Genomic DNA, 18,268 nt, shown 5'->3' on the forward strand with positions numbered 1-18,268 from the left:
AACAAGTGGATAAAAATGACAAGCAATACAACAAATAAGGCACGCAGCGTACTTCTCGCTGTTATGATGGTGCTCTCTGTGTTCGCGATGTCCGCCAGTTTCGCTGGCGCTGCCGCAGCACAGGAAGCCTCCACGGCCGATCGCGCACTCGCGACGACTGAAGTCACGAGCGGCGAGACGGTCGAAGTTACGATTGATGTAGCGTTCGACGAAGAAACAGAGTTCCAGATCGTTGATACGATCGACGAAGAGCTGGATGCCGAAGTTACCAGCGGTCCTGGTAACGTCGACGGTAACGATGTTACCTATAACTTCGTTAGTGCTCTCGGTACCTCGACGGATCAGGCTACAGTCACGTACGACGTGACTGTTCCTGAAACCGCCGACGCTGGAACCACCTACGAATTCGATGGTACCGTCCAGTCGGATACGTCCGTTTCCATTGACGGACCTAGTACCCTCGAAGTCGTCGAAGGCGACGACTCCAACGAGGACGACTCCAACGAGGACGACTCCAACGAGGATGACTCGAGCAGCGCCGATCATGTCTTCGACACCCCGAACGACCTCGGTGAAGTCTCCGTTGTTTGGGCGGGTCAGTCCGTCGAAGTTCACGGCCTAGACGAGAATTCAGACATCGCGCTCCGCGAGGATCTGGAAGACGGTGACAGACTCGAAGAAGAGCTTAGCACCGACTCCAATGGTGTCGTCGAGTTCGACACTGACAGCCTCGACGGCGAATACTTCCTTGAGGGTGCGGGAGCAGACGCTAGTTCCACCACCTTCGAAGTGGCGACCCAGGAACTCAACGTAGAGTTCGATGAGGATGAGGCCGAGAACGACGAAGCAGTCGACATCGAGTTTGACTCCAACCGCGGCACGTACGCGGTGAACGTTAGCTCCGACAGCCTGGACGCTGACGAGCTCGCAGCCATCTTCAACACCGAAGAGAACGACTTCGACGTTGACGCGACGGTCGATGATGACGAAGAGATCATCCAGATCTCGAACATCAACGACGGAACGTTCAGCGCTGACTTCGACGACGTCGACACTGGCTCGTACGACTTCGACTTCCAGTCGACTGACACCGAAGCCGAAGCGAACGCAAGCATCGACGTGGTCGAGGCGGCTGAAGGCGAAGTCGAGTTCGACTCCTCCGACATGTTCGAAACGCGAAGTAACACTGCCGAAATCACCGTCAACCTCGAGGATACCGACAGCGGCTACCTCAAGGTCGGTGACGAGGGAACCTCGAACTACGAAGTGTACCTCGAACTCGTCGACGATAACGACGACGGCGTCGTAACCGTCGAGATGGACACTACCAAGGCCCACCACGCGAACGGTGACGCCTTCTCGGCTGCTAATGACGACGATGCCGTTAACTTCGAGGAAGAAGTGGCTTCCCCAGACGGGGAACTCGAAGCCGGTGAATACGAACTCGCTACCTCGCTCGACTTCGAAGCAGGTAACACTGACGCCTTCGCAGATGAAGAGATTGACAGTGCATACCTGACGCTCCAAGACCGAGAGGGTCTCAGCGGGGACGCGCTCATCACGCAGACTGTTCCTGCAAGTGATGACTTAGACACCGACGACGACGAGAATCTCGGCGATCTCGAGGACACGACCATCACCAGCACCAACACGATCGCAGACGGTGACAAGCTGCTGGCCACCCTCGAGACCGACGGTCTCCACACGTACTTCGAGAAGGGAGACTCGTTCAGCGATGTCAACGACCAACTCGAAAGTAACGACAGTCTCAACCTGAGTATCGCAGAGGAAGACTCGGCACCGAACGCTGACCCGGTCAAGTGGAACACCAACGGTGTCGACGCTGACAACCAGATTGCCGAACACGTGACGGTTGTCGAGGCTAACCAGACCCTCGGGCACGTCGTGTTCGCTATCGATTATCAGGCGATTAACAACGACGACGACCTTGACGACCTCTCGATCGACGAGAGCTACGATGTCACCTTCGCTGTCGACGACGAGTTCGAGTACGCCAGCGAAGATGCCGAGGACAACGAAGAGGCAACCACAGCGTTCGATCTCGAAGACCGTGAATTCGAGCTCGACAGCAGCAACGAAGAGCTGCCTGCCTCCGCGACGGCGACTGTGACCGGTGACACCAACGTCGCACCTGGCACGGAAGTCAGCGACCGACTCCGTTCGCCCGGTAACTTCACGCAGTCCAACTCCGCAGACGTTGCCAGTGACGGCTCCTTCGAGATCAGTCACGATCTCAGCGAGTACAGCGCTGGCATCGACTACACGCTCAGCGCCGAGGAAGACGTTAGCGCTGAAGACGACCTCGAAGGCACGACGATCCCGGCCGACGAGCTCCAGTCCTTCGACTACGACGTGACCACTGCCCCGTCCAATCCGACGGTCGGTGACAACGTCACTGCAACGATCACTGTTGAGAACCCCAACGCCGACCAACCCAAGTCCGAAGACGTTGAGTTCGTCTTCAACGGAGATACGCTCTACGATGAGACCGTTGAACTCAACGGAAGCGGCTCCGACACGATCAGTGTCGAACTCCTCGAAAACGCTGAGAAAGGCGACTACGAGTGGGACCTCTTCGTGAACGGTGAAAGCAGAGAGGACGGCTCGCTGTCGGTCGCCGAAGAGGATACCTCTGACGGCGGCTCCGAGGACGGCGGCTCCGAGGATGGCGGCTCCGAGGACGGCGGCTCCGAGGACGGCGGCTCCGAGGACGGCGGCTCCGAGGACGGCGGCTCCGAGGACGGCGGCTCCGAGGACGGCGGCTCTGACGAGACGCCCGGCTTCGGTGTCGGCGTCGCACTCGTCGCTCTGCTCGGCGCAGCCATGCTGGCACTCCGACGCCAGAACTAAGCTGTAACACTACCGGCTCACGCCGGCCCTTATTTCGCGGTTTCTTTTCTTGACCGTCACACTCACCAGCGATAGCAAGAGTTGGGTGTTGACAGTCTGAGCCGGACTGGTGACGGGTTTCGTCTCCCGAGAGAATTACCGAAGGTAATACAGCCGAGTGGTCGAGGGGGACACCAACGCTCGAGGAACCGAAAGTAGATCCGTCGACGAGTCACACCAGACTGTTATTGACCGACGCGAAGTCGTCCGAGAGGAGCTATGCCTACCACGAGTTGGTGAAAACCATCGTCATTGAGCGCCCCCGAAGTTTTGTGGACGTGAAGATTTCGCAGTCTTTCTCGTTGGCGCTCCTCGACGAGCCTCGATCACCGGTGGACGCTTACGCTACACGGCTATTCGAATCTTGCCGACGGATGTCGACAACTCAATGATGGAGTGGCCGGAATCGTAACGATCGATGAGCCCACAGACGTCACGGAACTGTGGCAGACGAGGGCGTTCTCTGGTATGCGAAACGTTCTAGATCATGATATGATATCATTGGCATCGTGTAGAACGTTGGCAAACGAACGTCTCGGCTCGATTCCGACGGGATGGGTTCCAAGGGACGCGAGTTAGATGATCACCCACGGCTCGGCTGGCCTCGAGTATGCTGGTGTTACACCATCCATGACGGACTAGAGATGTGATGTAGAGATAGTGAATGCCGAATAGAGGAGAACAGAGAACTATCGGTGATCGGTTCGTGATTCTCGTGACGATATCCGATAACTGATTCCGTCAGTCGTCGGCCGTGGCCGGTTCCGCTTCTTCCGCGCTCGAGTCGGCTCGCTCCAGATCCTCGAGGTACTCGTCCGCATCCAGTGCGGCTTTCGAACCCATGCCGGCGGCGGTAACGGCCTGCTGGTAGTGGTAGTCGACGACGTCGCCGGCACCGAAGATGCCGGGGACGTGGGTTTCGGTCTGGCCGCCGCCCTCGCCGCCTGTGGTCTTCAGGTAGCCCTCGGCGTCCATCTCGACGCCGGTGTCCTCGAGGTAGTCGGTATTGGGGGTGTGACCGATCGCGAAGAAGACGGCTCCGACGTCGAAGTCGAATTCCTCGGTTTCGGGGTCGTCGAGGCGGTCCGTCGGGTGGCCCTGATCGTTTTCGACGAGGGTCACGTGGTCGACGCCCTCCGCTTGGGAGCCGTGGATTTCGATCAGTTCGGTGTTTTTCATGATCTCGATGTCGCCGTCCTCGACCTTCTCGTGGACGCGGTCGACCCAGTAGTCCTCCGCGCGGAACTTCTCACGGCGGTGGGCGATGTAGACGGTGTCAGCGAACTTCGTGAGGAAGGTGGCTTCCTCCATGGCGGCGTCGCCACCGCCGACAACAAGCATGTCCTCGCCGCGGAAGAACGCGCCGTCACAGGTCGCACACGTCGAGAGACCGTAGCCCATGAGTTCGTCCTCGCCGGGGATGCCGAGCGTGCGGGCGCTGGCACCCGAGGCGGCGATGACGGCGTCGGCGGTGTAGACATCGCCGTCTTTCAGTTCGACACGGAACGGTCGACTCGAGTCGTCAACGGACTCGATGATACCGTTTTTCAGGTCGGCACCGAACTGTGTGGCCTGCTCTTTCATGTTGTTGACCAGTTCGGGGCCACCGATGCCCTCGGGGAAGCCGGGGTAGTTGGCGACATCGGTGGTCAGCGTGAGCTGGCCGCCGGGTTCGTCGCCCTCGATGACCAGGGGCTCGTTGTTCGAGCGGCCGGCGTAGATCGCGGCGGTTAGCCCGGCGATGCCGGTGCCGGCGATGATGAGTGTCCGGTGTTCGACGATTTCATCGTCGTTTTCGGTGGCGATTCCGAGTTTCTCGTCGAGTTCACCGGTCTCGTTGAGTGCGCTGGTGTCGTCCCAGCCGCCGATAAGTTCATCGTCGATGAATACTTCCGGGGCAGTCTGGCGACCGTCTGCACGCTCGATCATCTCCTCGAAGCGTTCGTCGTTGCCAGTGACGTTGTAAGTCTCGTATTCGATGTCTTTGCTGTCGAAGAGATCCTTGGCCTTCTCGCAATAGGGACAGTCGGTCTTAGTATAAATCTCGACGCGTGGCTGGTCACTCATGTATTCAGGATAGGGACAGAGCGCCTAAACCGCTTGCGTTCTCAGCAATCACTCCCGCTTACTGTGACGGCCCGACGGCGTCGTCCGCTGTCGTCGCGCCGTCGACGAATTCCACGGCGACCGTTATTTCACGGTCGGTTTGGTCTTCGAGTGCCGTCTTGAGCGTCTCAGCGAGAGAGGGATATGGTTGGTCCACGGGTCGCTGGACAACGACGGTGACGCTCGTCTCGTCGCTGACGACGCCGCCGTCGTTGAACTCGGTTCGGACCTCGACCAACTCGAGGCGAGCGTACTCGTCCTCGCTGAGGACGGTTCTGACCTCGTCGTGGACATCGTTTTCGAAGGCAACGTGCTGGCCGAGAACGATGCCAGCACCGGTGACGGCGACCGTACCGAGTGCGAGGACGATGACGAGCGTGCCGACCCGGTCCCGAGAGACGTTCTCGCGGAGTCGGCCTCGTGTCCAGCCCTCAGGCCGGTAGCCGAGGTACAAGAAGACGGCGAGTCCTGCCAGCAGGATCGAGGCGGCGTTGACTGCGACGAGGACGAACGCGCCGAGGGTGACGGTCGCGTGGCCCCAGGCCAACCCGATTCCTACTGCAGCGGCGGCCGGGAGCAGCGCGACAGCGATCATTACACCGACCAGCGAGACAGGGATTGCCGTTGCGAGGCCGAACGCGCCCGCGGCTCCGGCACAGACACCGACGACGATCGCGAGCAGGCCCGGCGAAATACGGTTCTGGACCTGTGCGATGGCCGTGATATCGATCGTCGAGGGAACCGCACCGCTGAAGCGGACCACCCAGGCGAACGCGAAGGCGCTGAGGATCGCGACGCCGAGCCCGATCGCTAGCGACGAGAGGCCATCACGGACCATGGTCCGATCGTCGAGTACGAGTCCGACGGTACTAGTGAGGGCTGCGCTGACCTGCGGGGCGATCACCATCGACCCGACAACGATCGCCGGAGAGTCGAGCAACAGCCCCGCCGTCGCGACCAGTGCGCTCAGGACGGTCATCGCGTAGTAGGTGACTCGACCAGGCATCATATTCAGCGCCCGCGTGCGTATCTCTTCACGGGCGATGCTATCGTCCTCTTCCCGACCGTTGACGTACCGTTCCTCGAGTTTCTCGATCCGCGGAGTTCGAGCGGTTTCGATCGAGGAGACGACGATGAAATCGTCCTCGATCCCGACCTCGCGCAGTGACGTGAGTACGTGATCGACGGCCTGGGTCGGGATCGGGAAGGTCACGAGTTCGCCGTTATCCTCGTTACTGTTCTCGTCAGTTCGGACGTAATCGAGGTCCTCACTTTCGAGGACGCGAAGCGCGTCACCCCGGACCGCCTCCGGCACGAATACCTGAACGAGTCGCACTCTCGAGGGACACGATGAGCCGGTTGAAACGTATGTGGCCATTATCCGGTTGCCTACCTTGCAAATGCGGATGACGACCGCCGCGGGTGCGACGATGCACTTACGGGCCCGAGCAACGAGGGTCGACCATGGCTGCCGATCTCGAGGAGAAGACGAATCGGTACGGCGAACTGCTCGCGGCGGCGCTCGAGGAGGCCACGATCGCACCCCCTGAGGGAACTCCGATGGCTAACGCGGCCGCCGACTGTTACGAGATGGCGGCGTCGTACCTGGACGATGGCAATCACTTTCAGGAGCACGATGACCTTGTCAATGCACTCGCGTCATTTTCCTACGGGCACGCGTGGCTCGATGCGGGAGCACGCGTCGGGTTGTTCGACGTACCGAGAGAGGGGCATCTCTTCACCGTCGACTAGCGCGGCTTGCTTATCGACCGGCCCCTGAACCCTTGCCCTGCTATCTCAAACGATTAATCACTATGTAACCGGAACCTATATACCAGAAAATCCGGGCAGTTTATAAAGTAGGCGGAAGGTTTATATGGCTTACGGCCTTACCCTATGTTAGCTGAGGCGACCGGGTTTCTTCTGGTTACCCCACCCGGGAGTCCCGAGTAACCCACCCAACACACCATGACAGACACTAGCATCCGAACCTATACGAACGAGCGAGAGACAGAAACTGAGGAGGAAAGCACAGCGGTATCCGACGAACAGGAATACTGTCCGGAGTGTGGCGGTCGACTGATCTCGGACGACGAACACGCCGAGACAGTCTGTACGGACTGCGGTCTCGTCGTCGAGGAAGACGAGATCGATCGCGGCCCTGAATGGCGTGCGTTCGACGCCGCCGAGAAAGACGAGAAGTCCCGCGTCGGTGCACCGACGACCAACATGATGCACGACCAGGGCCTCTCAACGAACATCGGCTGGCAGGACAAGGACGCCTATGGCCGCTCGCTCTCGAGTCGCCAGCGCCAGAAGATGCAGCGCCTACGCACCTGGAACGAGCGGTTCCGCACCCGTGACTCCAAGGAACGAAACCTGAAGCAAGCGCTGGGCGAGATCGATCGAATGGCCTCCGCGCTCGGCCTCCCCGAGAACGTCCGGGAAACAGCCAGCGTCATCTATCGGCGCGCACTCGAGGAGGACCTACTGCCGGGCCGCTCCATCGAAGGCGTCGCGACGTCCTCGCTGTACGCCGCGGCCCGACAGGCCGGCACACCGCGCAGTCTCGACGAGATTTCCGCGGTCTCCCGCGTCGAGAAGATGGAGCTGACCCGTACGTACCGCTACATCATTCGGGAACTCGGCCTTGAGGTCAAGCCGGCCGATCCCGAACACTACGTGCCGCGGTTCGTCAGCGACCTCGACCTCTCCGACGAGACCGAGCGCATGGCCCGCGAACTGCTCGAGTCGGCTCGTCAGGAGGGCGTCCACAGCGGGAAGTCCCCGGTCGGCCTCGCGGCCGCCTCGGTCTACGCCGCTGCCCTGCTGACCAACGAGAAGGTCACCCAAAACGAGGTCAGCGAAGTCGCGAGCATTTCCGAAGTGACCATCCGAAACCGGTACAAGGAACTGCTTGAGGCCTCGGACACCGCCGCACCTGCCTAAACGATCGACAACTGCGGCTGTCGTCTGTCGCGTCGCGATGACGCGGGTGGTCTTTTGGCCGTGTGGAACTGCGACAACGTTTTTCAGCACTCGTGTGAAAGAGTATAACATGGACAGGACGACCGTCCAACTGTTGTGTCCCGAGTGTACGAAAGACTGGCAGACTTCTCCGGACGAACTTCCCGCGGCCACCGAGATGTTTCATTGCCCGGACTGTCACGCGTCCCGTCGAACTGCCGAGTTTATGCGAACGGACCGTGATCTGCAGACGCTGAAACAGCTTGGGTAAGGGGCCAGGTCGCAGCCCCTTCCGTCACCGAACGAACATTTTCACGCTATCGTTTCAGTAGTAGTCACGGTTTAACTCTCCGAACACAGCGTATCGGAAGCTGGGGAGAAACATAGTATTACATCCGTAAATAGAATTGTAACGCTTCCATGTCCGGCGGTTTTTATCGCGTAGGGACAGCATTCGAACTACCCTTGTTTGTGACACACTGGATAGCTAACACAGGCCTCGTGTTAACGCGACTCAAGATAATAATAACCCTGCAGTGGGTAGGACAGGATGGTTATGAAGAAGCAGGAGCTCATTCACCTTCACGGCCTTCTCGCGGAGGTATCCAATCAGTGTGCAGCATGGGAAAACTGTCAGATCGATCTCGAAGAATACGAGTCACGGGGTATTCGACCGACATCGATCCACAAATCGAAAACCGACCACAAGGCCGCTGTTTTTGCGCTTGCCGGGGGAATTACGAAGAACATGCGGGAAGAAGAGCAGGAAACAGTCGCAGCAACTGCGGACTAAGCATCTCGTCGCATCCTCCGACAGATCACCACGCCAACTGGTGAGAGACATCGCCGCCGATCGTGGCGGTTGACGAACAACTGTCCCTATCACGCTCGTCGGCCCTCATTTGATGCGACGAGCGAAACGAGCGACCGGTGTACTCGCTGCCCGTCACCGATGTTCGACTGGTCAGCAGGAATCGTTCCGACGGTCCGACCGTCCGATCGGTGGCCCGACAACCGCGGGCTACTCGACGAGATCCTCGAATTCGGGGAGGATTTCCTCATCGTCTTCGTCGTCAGTCCCTGCGTCCGAGGTGCTCGCTGCCTCGGTCTCCTCGTCCGCCTGATCGTCGTCCGACGACTCGTCGCTCGACTCCCCCGCTTCGTCATCCTCGTCTTCCAGTACGTCGATCTGTATAACCTCGAGCGGGATATTCTCGAGGAGTTGGCCGATCTCTTTTCGTGCGATACGCGAGGCGTGTTCCTCGCGCTCAACGTTGAAGACGGTCATCTCCAGTTCGAGCGCGACGAGAGCTTCGTCGGCCGCGATGAACGCGGGTGGGAGTTCCTCTCCCGATGGCGAGGTACGCTCGCTCATGTTGATCTCGACGTAATTAAGGTCAGGGTTCAACATCTCGCCCGTCTTCGAGATGGCGATACGGATCGCCTCGTCTTCCGTTTCAACGTCGAATACCGGCACGGCAGCTTCGACGACAACCCTGCAATTCATGCGTAGACGTTGTATGGCATACAGTAAGAAGGTTCGCCTCACGGCGGTCAGATCGGTGCTATCGCGCTGTGAACCGTTCGGCAGTCGAGGACCGCCCAGCGTCCCGCTTCGAAAGGCACAGGAGCCACACCTCCGAAGGGGAAGCTGAATGGAGACGGGGACCATCCCAATCGACGATCTCGGTGGTGGATTCGACCTATATAGAACGCTCGAGAGCGGCCAGAGCTACCTCTGGCGGCGCGCAGACGGCGAGATGTACACGGACACGCCGGCCCCCGATGCGTGGTACGCGACGGTCGTCGAGGGCAACGTAATCCGCGTCCGGGCCCGTGACGGACATCTCGAGTGGGAATCGACGGCCGACGCCGAGCCGACCGTTCGCCGACTGTTACGTCTCGACGACGACCTCGAGGCAATCGTCGCGGCCGGGCCGGACGATGCGTTGCTTCGCGAGGCCTACGAGGCCCATCGCGGAATGCGGCTCGTCCAAGACCCGCCCTTTGGCTGTCTAATATCATTTATCTGCTCGGCACAGATGCGAGTCGGTCGCATTCACACAATGGTCTCGACGCTGGCCCGCGAGTACGGCGACGAGATCACGTTCGACGGGGAGAGCTATCACGCGTTTCCGACGCCTGAACAGCTCGCGACCGCGACCGAAGCCGAACTTCGCGACCTCGGACTAGGATATCGAGCCCCCTACGTCGTCCGGACCGCCGAGATGGTCGCCGGCGGCGAGGCTCACCCGGCCGAAGCACGTGACCTCGAGTACGAAGCCGCGCGGGAGTACCTAACGCGGTTCGTCGGCGTCGGCGACAAGGTGGCCGACTGCGTGCTCCTCTTCTCGTTGGGCTTCGACGAGGCCGTCCCGTTGGATACGTGGCTCAAGTCGGCGATCGAGGAGTACTATCCCGATTGCGATCGCGGGTCCTACGCCGCAACCTCGCGGGCGCTTCGCGAACGGCTCGGTGGCGAGTATGCGGGGTACGCCCAGACGTACGTCTTTCATCACTTACGAACCGGCGACTGACGGTCGTCTCGCTCCCAGTCGAACACACTGTACGTCGCAACATTGGTTTTCCTCGTCGCAGCGGTCGAGTACACGGATCCATTCGACGGCTCCGAGGCGATCTGGATCGTATTCGTGGTCGGTATCATCGGACTCGCCATTCGAATGATACTCGGTGCTCGCCGCTACGAGGAACCGGCGTAGTCGCGGGATAGCGCTCGATTCCACCGTGAGTGTGCAATCGATCAGCAGAACACGATGATTGCCCGTTGCACGTAACTCTGTCGTGCGTGAGAACCGCCTAGTGGGACCGTGAGCCGATTGTGACCGACAGCCGTCCCTGTACACTTGTGAATCTTCGCGCCCGGTGATAGCCCAGTAGGTCTGCAAGACGAGGATGATCGCGAACATGACGACGAGCGCCGCGGCGATCCAGATCGCGACCTGCTATCCGAGCAGGAATACGCCAGCCGCGCTTGCTCCGAGAACGAACAGCACCGCGCCGACGACTGACTCGAGGAGTTCCTGAACCGACGCGCGGTCACTCGAGACAGCCAGGTACTCCTCCTCGAAGCGATCGATGATGCCCATCAGCGGAACTCCTCGAGCGTGGTTTGGTTTTGCTTCAGTGGCTGTGCACGATAGCCGTATTCGGTCGCGAGGGTATCCGCGAACGCCTCGTCGAAGCCGTGCGTCGTATAGACGATCTCAGGGTCGATCGCGCGGACCGTCTCGAGGAGTTCGTCGAAGTCACAGTGATCGGTGAGCGGGAAGGTGACGTCATAGTTCCCGCGATAGCGGAAGGAGTCGTCGACGGCCCACCCCGAGAACCCTGCCTTCAGTCCGCCCTCGCGGTCGACGGCCGTCTCGACCCAGTCGGCGCGTGCCTGATTTGAAGGGAGGATCACGATTTCGTCGGTCAGCCCGCGAAGCGAGTCGTAGCGCTCGCCGGGAAACGCGAGCTCGCCCTCGGTCGCCGTTTCGATGGCCCGGTTCACGTCGTGAATTGACTGGGAAATCAGAATGTCGCGGCCGTCGTCGCCGGTCGCCTCGCGGGCGATCCACTGGAGCTTCTGGGAGCGACCAAGCGAGTAGCCGAACAGAAAGAGCGGCCGATCGTCATTATCACGGAGCCAGTCCGTGATCGCAGCCTCGAGTTCGTCCTGTGGAGCAAATCGATACTTTGGCAGGCCGTAGGTCGTCTCCATGATGAGCGCGTCCGCATCGACGGCGTGGGGATCGAATCCCTCGAGGTAGCACCGATCCCGAATCGAGAAGTCGCCGGTGTAGCAGTAGCGCCGCGGGGTAGTGTCGTCGACTGCGTCCTCGCCCAGTCCTCCGGGCCTGTCCTCGAGATCGATAATCGCCGCTCGCGAGCCGACAACGTGGCCGGCTGGGACGAGTTCGATACCGGGGGCCCGGTCGACGAACTCGAATCCGGTTCCCGTTCGGGCTTCGGCGATCGCTGCGGTTTCGGCCGAGCAGACGACCGTCTCCGGCGTCGTTCGAAAGGTGTGGTCGGCGTGGGCATGGCTCACCACGTTGATCGCGCCGACAGTGCTCCGAGTGTCGGCGACGACGCCCGGCTCGTCGCGCTCGCGTTCGAAATGAATTCCGTCTCGTCGCCGTACCGTCACTGAAATCGCTAGGGGATCGAGACACCTCCCGTTATCGCATCTACTGTGCGGGAATCGGAATCGGGTTTTTGACGGTCGCGGTCGATGGCTCCCACATGGCAGATCGAACACGTGCACACGTTTTCGTCTCGGGGACGGTACAGGGCGTCTACTACCGCGCGAACACCCGCGATACGGCACGAGAGGCGGGAGTCGACGGCTGGGTGAAGAATCTGGACGACGGACGGGTCGAGGCGATCTTCGAGGGCCCCGAAGACACCGTCGAGGAGATGATCGAGTGGTGCCACACGGGCAGTCCCGCGGCTAACGTCGAGGGTGTCGAGGCTGAGTACGAGGAACCACAGGGAGAGGACGGCTTCGAAATTCTGTACTGAGTCGGTTTTTGCCACGATGCTATCGGGACGACCCTTGTCGTCTTATCGGAACAGCGTACTGACGGCAATTTCGACGTACTCCAGGAACGAGACAGTCGGCGTCCCGGGCATGTAGATCTCGGGATCGGATTGTTCCATTGGGGTGTCGAACTGTTCACTGCGGCGCGTGTCGAGAGAGTCGGTGGCTTCGTGTGCGTCCATGTCCTGGCTACGAACCCTGCCTATTTATGAATTGGCAACTATTGTTTTGGAATCAAAAACAAACAACCGTCATAGAGAAACCGTCACACGGATACTGCAACCACGAACCACTGTCCGTTGCTCGACCGCCGGATCCGAACGTTCGCGCGAGCCCCTACTCGTGTCCGGGGAGAGACGCCTCGAGCCACGATGGTTCGTCGGTGTACTTCCACTCGGCCCAATCAGCCTTCTCGCCGGCGTAGTAGGCGCGGTAGGCGGCCACGGGGTCGTCAGGTCGCTTATACTCGTCGGGCATCGTCTGGGGCCGGGGCGTCGGCTCGTCGGCGGGAAACGAAATCGCGTCGGGGTCGATCCGCTCGATTACCTGCCAAGAGGCATGGTCGTCGTCTTTCCCGTAGCGCTCGACGAACTCAGTGTTGAGCGCCGCGGCGTGCTCCCGGAGGCGAAGCCAGTTGGCCCGCGACTCCGTCGCCCACTTCGTCACAGGGTGGTCAACGTGGGTCGAGCTATAGAGGAAGTCGGCCTCGTAACCGTTCTCGCGGGCCGCGGTACACAGGACCTGCGCGGCCTCGAGCAGCAACTTGTTGACGTGCTGGTCGCAGTGATAGCGCGCGGCGAGCCGCGGGTCCTCGTCGAGCCAGAAGACGTTCACGGCAGCGGTAGGGGCTCGAAGAGGTTGGGCCTACCGCCTACCAATGTTCCCGACCGATTGCGAACGGTCCGCAACGTTGAACGGACGGCCCGTCGAACCCCCAGCCATGATTACAGGCGAGCGAATGGCCGCCGTCGACGAGAACGCCGCGGCGCTGGGCGTGCCGCGAAAGCAGTTGATGGAGTCGAGCGGGAATGCTGTCGCCCGCGCGGTCCGCGACGTCGCGGAGCCGGGGGCTCGAGTCGCCATCGTCGCCGGCCGGGGCAACAACGGCGGGGACGCGTTCGTCGCGGCCCGATTCTTAGACGGGTACGATGTCACAACGCTGCTGCTCGGCCGCGCGGAACTGATCGGAACCGACATCGCTCGCGAGAACTGGGACGCCCTCGAGCAAGCCGACTACGACACTCGGGAGATCACTGACTCGAGCGGGTTCGACCTCCCGGAGGTCGACGTCGTCGTCGACGCAATGCTCGGAACGGGGATCAGCGGCGACCTCCGGGAACCCGCGGCGACCGCGGCCGCGGCGATCAACACGGCCGGCGCGACCGTCGTCGCGGTCGACGTTCCATCCGGATTCGACGCCGACGGGGGCGACCATGCAGCCAACGGCATCGAGGCAGACCGTGTCGTCACCTTCCACGACGCGAAACCGGGGCTCGAGGATCTGGCGGCCGACGTGAAAGTCGCGGACATCGGAATTCCGGCCGCCGCAGAGCGGTTCGTCGGGCCCGGCGATGTCACGCTCGCGCGGCCCGACGGCCGCGAAGGGCGACCCTACATCATCGGCGGCGGTCCCTACACCGGGGCGCCGGCGCTCGCCGCCCAGGCAGCGCTCCGTGCCAGTGCGGAACTCTCTTTCGTCGCCGCGCCCGAGTCCGTCGCCGGCGAGATACAGGGCTACAGCGAGGATCTGATCGTCCAGTCCTACGAGAGCGAGGTCCTCACCCCCGAGGTGGCCGACGACCTCCTCGAGACCGCCGAGAACTACGACAACGTCGTCGTCATCGGGCCCGGTCTCGGCACTGCCGACGAGACTCTCGAGGCGACTCGCCAGTTCCTCTCGTCGTACACGGGGCGAGCCGTCGTCGACGCGGACGCACTGACGGTCGTTCCCGACATCGAGACCGACGCGACGCTGATCTGTACGCCCAACCGCGGTGAACTCGCGCGGATGGGTGGCCCGGACACCGATGACCTGGCGTCGGCGGCCGACGAGATCGAGTCCTTCGCGGCCGAGCTGGGCCACGTCGTCCTCGCGAAGGGGGCGAACGATGTGATCACCGACGGCGAGCGAACGCGGATCAGCCGGTCGGGAACTGTCGGGATGAAAGTCGGCGGCACCGGCGACACGCTCGCCGGGGTCGTCGCGGCGCTGCTCGAACACGCCGAACCGCTCGATGCCGCCGCAGCGGGCGCACAGGTCAACGGTCTCGCCGGCGAACGTCTGGCCCAAACACAGGAGTTCGGCTTCCTCGCATCCGATCTACTCGAGGAGCTGCCAGCGGTACTCTGGGGTGATCACGATGAGTGAAGATTCCGAGAAGAAGTCCGCGAACGCCGACGAACTGACCCACACCACCGACGAGGGCGACGTCCAGATGGTCGATGTCGGTGACAAACCCGACAGCGAACGCCGCGCCGTTGCCGCCGGGGAGATCCGCCTCCAGCCGTCGACGATCGAGGCGATCCGAGACGATCAAGTCGGCAAGGGTGACGTACTCGCGACCGCTCGCGTCGGCGCGATTCAGGCCGTCAAGCACACCTGGGAGACGATCCCAATGTGTCACCAGATCCCGATCACGAACGTCGACACTGACTTCTCGCCCGCCAAGGACCGGATCGAACTGCAGGTCACCGTCGAGACCACCGGCAAGACGGGCTGCGAGATGGAGGCCCTCGAGGGCGTGACGACCGGCCTGAACGTCGTCTGGGACATGGTCAAGGCCATCGAGAAAGACGACGACGGCCAGTATCCGGACACGGGGATCGAGAACGTGCGGGTACTCGAGAAGGAGAAGCGACAGGCCTGATCCGTGGTGGACAATGACGCTACAGACCCCACTCTGTGACCTGCTCGAGATCGAGTATCCGATCGTTCAGGCACCGATCGGGAGCGCGACGACTCCGGAACTCGCAGCCGCCGTCTCGAACGCCGGTGGGCTCGGTCACCTCGCCGTCACGTGGCGTGACACGGCGGAAACGTGCGCGGTGATCCGCGAAACGCGCGAACTGACCGACGGGCCGTTCGCGGTCAACCTCGTGCTGGACGACTCGACGACGACCGTGGACACCGAGAAACACCTCGAGACGGTTCTCGAGGCCGATGTCGACGTCATCACCCTCTCGTTCGGGGACGCCGCTCCCTCCGTCGACCGGATTCACGAGGCGGGATCGATCGTCGCTCAGACCGTCGGTAGCGCCGAGGCAGCACGCACGGCGGTCGATGCGGGCGTGGATATCGTGGTCACGCAGGGACTCGAGGCCGGCGGCCACGTCCAGAGCGAGGTGGCGACGACGGCGCTCGTTCCCCGCGTCGCGGACGCCGTGGGGGGCGAGGTTCCTATCGTCGCCGCGGGTGGGATCGCCGACGGCCGAGGGATCTCGGCCGCGCTCGCACTCGGTGCCGACGGCGCATGGCTCGGGACGCGGTTCGTGGCGACCGAGGAAGCGGCCGTCCACGACGCCTACCAGCGCCGACTCCGCGAGAGCGACGAGACCGATACCGAGTACACGACCCTTTTCGACAAGGGCTGGCCCGGAATGCCACATCGCGTCCTGCGAAACGAGACGCTCGAGCGATGGGAGGGAGACGGCGGTCCACCCACAGGAGAACGGCCGGGCGAGACCGATATCGTCGCGACCACCGAGGCGGGCGACCGGATCGAGCGCTACGACGAGGCGCTCGCGACCCCGAATGTCGACGGGGATATCGAGGCGATGGCGCTGTTCGCCGGTCAGAGCGTCGGGCTGACGGATGAGATCCGATCCGCCGATATCGTCGTCGAGGAACTCGTCTCGGAAACGCGAAACGCGATCGATGGACTCCCGAGTCGGCGGCGCGACGACGGCTGATCGCCTCCGGAGGGGGCGATCACTTCCTTGAGGTTCTCACGCCTCCTTCGTTCCGCACCCATAGTGATAGAATGCTGAATCATTTCCCTGCTCGGTGCGTATCCGATCGGACGGAATGAGTATGCTCACCTTCTGGCCGTGGACCGTGCTCGCGTTGCTCAGCGGCCTCCTCGTGTTTTCATCGATGCTCTGTCTCTGCTATGCGATCGGAACGGACGCGGCCGCCCGCGGCGCGAGCGGCGTCGGCTGGGCGCTGTTTGCCGTCTTGTTCCTGCCGATCGCCGCTCCGGCCTACGCGGTGTACAGGACGCGACTCCCCGCTCGAGACGCGTCTCCCGAACCACTCGAACGCGGACTCGGCGCGTTCGGGATCGGTGGCACCGCCGCATTCATCACCTCCGCACTCGTCTCGCCGCCGGATCCGTTGACGCAACTGCTCTACCTGGTCCCGCTGGTGCTCGTCTTCGTTCCCGCCGCTGCCCTCGTCTGTTACAAGCCCGACTGGCGCGCGCTCATTCCGTGAGGCGGTAATCGCGAATTCTGGTCGCCAATTACGTCTCTCCGTCCAGTCGTGAGGCGAGCAGATTGCTAGCTTTGGCTTTCGGTACAGGCCACAAGAATAATAGTCACTTGTTACTCTCAGTCTCGTATGACGATCCGTTCTGCGGTGGTCCTCGCAGCGGGAGAGGGTGCCCGCCTCCGGCCGCTGACGAAGTATCGGCCGAAGCCAATGCTTCCCGCGGCGACCAAACCCATCCTCGAGTACGTCTTCGATGCGCTCGTCGAGGCCGGTATCACAGATATTACCGTCGTCGTCGGCTACGGCCGGACGCACGTTCAGTCTCACTTCGGATCGGCGTATCGCGACGCGAGCCTCGAGTACGTCGTACAGGACAAGCAACTCGGGAGCGGTCACGCCCTCCTCGCGGCCGAGTCCGAGGTGTCGGAGCCACATCTTGTCCTCAACGGCGATCAGCTCGTGGCCTCGCGAATCGTCAAGGACGTCCGCGCCGCTCACGACGACGGCGATGCAGTCGCGACGCTCGGGCTCATTCGAGATGAGAACGTCGACGAATATGGCGGCGTGATCTGTGAACACGACGGCCGCGTCGCGGAGATCGTCGAACATCCCCGCGATGATCGAACCTATCAGCTCAACGCGGGCGTGTACGCGTTCGACCCGGAATCATTCGAGTATCTCCGGGGACCGGAACCGCAGTTGAGCGAGTACTCGCTCGTCGACGGCATCGCGAACGCGATCGACGCCGAGGAGACCGTCCGCGGCGTCACCTCCGAAGGTATCTGGATGGACGCGACGTACCCGTGGGACCTGCTTGAGGTGACCGAGACGCTCTTCGAGCACGCGGACGGCGTCGAGAGTACAGTCTCGGCGGACGCGCGGATCCACGAGTCGGCGACGATCATTGAGCCGGTTATCGTCTCGGCGGACTGCGTCGTCGGTCCCGGCTCCGTCGTTGGACCGAACGTCGCGCTTGGCGAGAACGCGACGATTGGCGCGAACGCCGTCGTCGAGGACAGCGTCGTCGACGCCGACACACGCGTGGGGTCGGGGGCGACACTCGTCGACTGTGTCACCGGCCGTAACGTCCGGGTCGGCACCGGTTCGACCGTCGTCGGCGGCCCTGGAGACGTCCGCATCGGTGACCGCGTCCACGAAGACGAGCGACTGGGCGCGTTGCTCGCGGACCGCGTTCGCGACGGTGGCGGCGTGACCTACACGCCGGGAACGATGGTCGGCTCCGATGCCGTCATCGCTGCCGGCACGACTGTTCGCGGCACGATCGAAACTGGAACTGAGGTGCAGTAACA

Annotated in this window: 20 protein-coding genes; 13 read left to right on the top strand and 7 right to left on the bottom strand. The window is 62.0% G+C overall.

Features of this window, described 5'->3' with window-relative positions; translation table 11 throughout:
- The first annotated feature begins 63 nt into the window (after positions 1-63).
- On the top strand, positions 64-2,871 hold the full coding sequence (locus tag K6I40_RS25900; RefSeq protein ID WP_255681873.1) for a BGTF surface domain-containing protein: 2,808 nt from the start codon (positions 64-66) through the stop codon (positions 2,869-2,871).
- A gap of 780 nt (positions 2,872-3,651) precedes the next feature.
- On the opposite strand, the gene K6I40_RS25905 is transcribed toward K6I40_RS25900, so the two are convergent.
- Both K6I40_RS25905 and K6I40_RS25910 read right to left on the bottom strand, forming a co-directional pair.
- The gene (locus K6I40_RS25905; RefSeq protein WP_222918279.1) at positions 3,652-4,977 is read right to left on the bottom strand and encodes an FAD-dependent oxidoreductase; all 1,326 of its coding nucleotides are present in this window, start codon (positions 4,975-4,977) and stop codon (positions 3,652-3,654) included.
- A 58-nt stretch (positions 4,978-5,035) separates the two neighbouring features.
- On the bottom strand, positions 5,036-6,352 hold the full coding sequence (locus tag K6I40_RS25910) for a DUF389 domain-containing protein (RefSeq protein WP_222918280.1): 1,317 nt from the start codon (positions 6,350-6,352) through the stop codon (positions 5,036-5,038).
- Between the two features lie 128 nt (positions 6,353-6,480).
- On the opposite strand from K6I40_RS25910, the gene K6I40_RS25915 reads away from it, so the two are divergent.
- From K6I40_RS25915 to K6I40_RS25930, 4 genes are all read left to right on the top strand, one after another.
- Positions 6,481-6,768 (top strand): DUF357 domain-containing protein, encoded by a 288-nt coding sequence (locus K6I40_RS25915; RefSeq protein WP_222918281.1) that lies wholly within the window; start codon positions 6,481-6,483, stop codon positions 6,766-6,768.
- Between the two features lie 216 nt (positions 6,769-6,984).
- Entirely contained in the window at positions 6,985-7,965 is a 981-nt protein-coding gene (locus K6I40_RS25920) for a transcription initiation factor IIB (protein ID WP_222918282.1), read from the top strand.
- 109 nt (positions 7,966-8,074) lie between these two features.
- A complete protein-coding gene (locus K6I40_RS25925) occupies positions 8,075-8,254 on the top strand; it encodes a hypothetical protein (RefSeq protein ID WP_222918283.1) in 180 nt (59 codons plus the stop codon).
- Between the two features lie 285 nt (positions 8,255-8,539).
- Entirely contained in the window at positions 8,540-8,776 is a 237-nt protein-coding gene (locus K6I40_RS25930) for a UPF0058 family protein (RefSeq protein ID WP_222918284.1), read from the top strand.
- Between the two features lie 228 nt (positions 8,777-9,004).
- Here K6I40_RS25930 and K6I40_RS25935 read toward each other — a convergent pair whose 3' ends face one another.
- The gene (locus K6I40_RS25935; RefSeq protein ID WP_222918285.1) at positions 9,005-9,490 is read right to left on the bottom strand and encodes a DUF555 domain-containing protein; all 486 of its coding nucleotides are present in this window, start codon (positions 9,488-9,490) and stop codon (positions 9,005-9,007) included.
- Between the two features lie 148 nt (positions 9,491-9,638).
- Between K6I40_RS25935 and K6I40_RS25940 the strand changes: the two genes are divergently transcribed.
- Together K6I40_RS25940 and K6I40_RS25945 are read left to right on the top strand one after the other, a co-directional pair.
- The gene (locus K6I40_RS25940) at positions 9,639-10,520 is read left to right on the top strand and encodes a DNA glycosylase (RefSeq protein ID WP_222918286.1); all 882 of its coding nucleotides are present in this window, start codon (positions 9,639-9,641) and stop codon (positions 10,518-10,520) included.
- A gap of 42 nt (positions 10,521-10,562) precedes the next feature.
- Positions 10,563-10,703, top strand: a complete 141-nt coding sequence (locus K6I40_RS25945; RefSeq protein ID WP_255682182.1) for a hypothetical protein — start codon at positions 10,563-10,565, stop codon at positions 10,701-10,703.
- 243 nt (positions 10,704-10,946) lie between these two features.
- Here the strand turns inward: K6I40_RS25945 and K6I40_RS29080 are convergent, their stop codons facing one another.
- Both K6I40_RS29080 and K6I40_RS25955 read right to left on the bottom strand, forming a co-directional pair.
- Entirely contained in the window at positions 10,947-11,090 is a 144-nt protein-coding gene (locus K6I40_RS29080) for a hypothetical protein (RefSeq protein WP_345779418.1), read from the bottom strand.
- Positions 11,090-12,136 (bottom strand): mRNA cleavage and polyadenylation specificity factor-like protein, encoded by a 1,047-nt coding sequence (locus K6I40_RS25955; protein WP_255681875.1) that lies wholly within the window; start codon positions 12,134-12,136, stop codon positions 11,090-11,092. Before K6I40_RS25955 ends, K6I40_RS29080 begins: the two co-directional genes overlap by 1 nt.
- 95 nt (positions 12,137-12,231) lie before the next feature.
- Here K6I40_RS25955 and K6I40_RS25960 point away from each other — a divergent pair, with 95 nt between their 5' ends.
- Positions 12,232-12,510: an acylphosphatase gene (locus K6I40_RS25960; RefSeq protein WP_222918287.1), complete on the top strand. Its 279-nt coding sequence runs from the start codon at positions 12,232-12,234 to the stop codon at positions 12,508-12,510.
- A gap of 42 nt (positions 12,511-12,552) precedes the next feature.
- Here the strand turns inward: K6I40_RS25960 and K6I40_RS25965 are convergent, their stop codons facing one another.
- Together K6I40_RS25965 and K6I40_RS25970 are read right to left on the bottom strand one after the other, a co-directional pair.
- Positions 12,553-12,711 (bottom strand): hypothetical protein, encoded by a 159-nt coding sequence (locus tag K6I40_RS25965; protein WP_222920482.1) that lies wholly within the window; start codon positions 12,709-12,711, stop codon positions 12,553-12,555.
- Positions 12,712-12,865: 154 nt separating this feature from the next.
- Entirely contained in the window at positions 12,866-13,363 is a 498-nt protein-coding gene (locus tag K6I40_RS25970) for a hypothetical protein (RefSeq protein ID WP_222918288.1), read from the bottom strand.
- A 106-nt stretch (positions 13,364-13,469) separates the two neighbouring features.
- On the opposite strand from K6I40_RS25970, the gene K6I40_RS25975 reads away from it, so the two are divergent.
- The 5 genes from K6I40_RS25975 (at position 13,470) to K6I40_RS25995 (ending at position 18,266) form a co-directional block, all read left to right on the top strand.
- Positions 13,470-14,897 (top strand): NAD(P)H-hydrate dehydratase, encoded by a 1,428-nt coding sequence (locus tag K6I40_RS25975; RefSeq protein ID WP_222918289.1) that lies wholly within the window; start codon positions 13,470-13,472, stop codon positions 14,895-14,897.
- Positions 14,890-15,396, top strand: coding sequence for a cyclic pyranopterin monophosphate synthase MoaC (moaC, locus tag K6I40_RS25980; RefSeq protein WP_255681876.1), 507 nt, complete (start codon positions 14,890-14,892; stop codon positions 15,394-15,396). Before K6I40_RS25975 ends, moaC begins: the two co-directional genes overlap by 8 nt.
- Before the next feature lie 13 nt (positions 15,397-15,409).
- Positions 15,410-16,438 carry a nitronate monooxygenase gene (locus K6I40_RS25985; RefSeq protein WP_222918291.1) on the top strand — a complete coding sequence of 343 codons (1,029 nt, stop codon included), beginning with the start codon at positions 15,410-15,412 and terminating at the stop codon, positions 16,436-16,438.
- 115 nt (positions 16,439-16,553) lie between these two features.
- On the top strand, positions 16,554-16,961 hold the full coding sequence (locus K6I40_RS25990) for a hypothetical protein (RefSeq protein WP_222918292.1): 408 nt from the start codon (positions 16,554-16,556) through the stop codon (positions 16,959-16,961).
- 126 nt (positions 16,962-17,087) lie between these two features.
- Entirely contained in the window at positions 17,088-18,266 is a 1,179-nt protein-coding gene (locus K6I40_RS25995) for a sugar phosphate nucleotidyltransferase (protein ID WP_222918293.1), read from the top strand.
- Positions 18,267-18,268 lie beyond the last annotated feature (2 nt).

This window comes from Natrinema sp. SYSU A 869 (genome assembly GCF_019879105.1).
GTDB lineage: Archaea > Halobacteriota > Halobacteria > Halobacteriales > Natrialbaceae > Natrinema.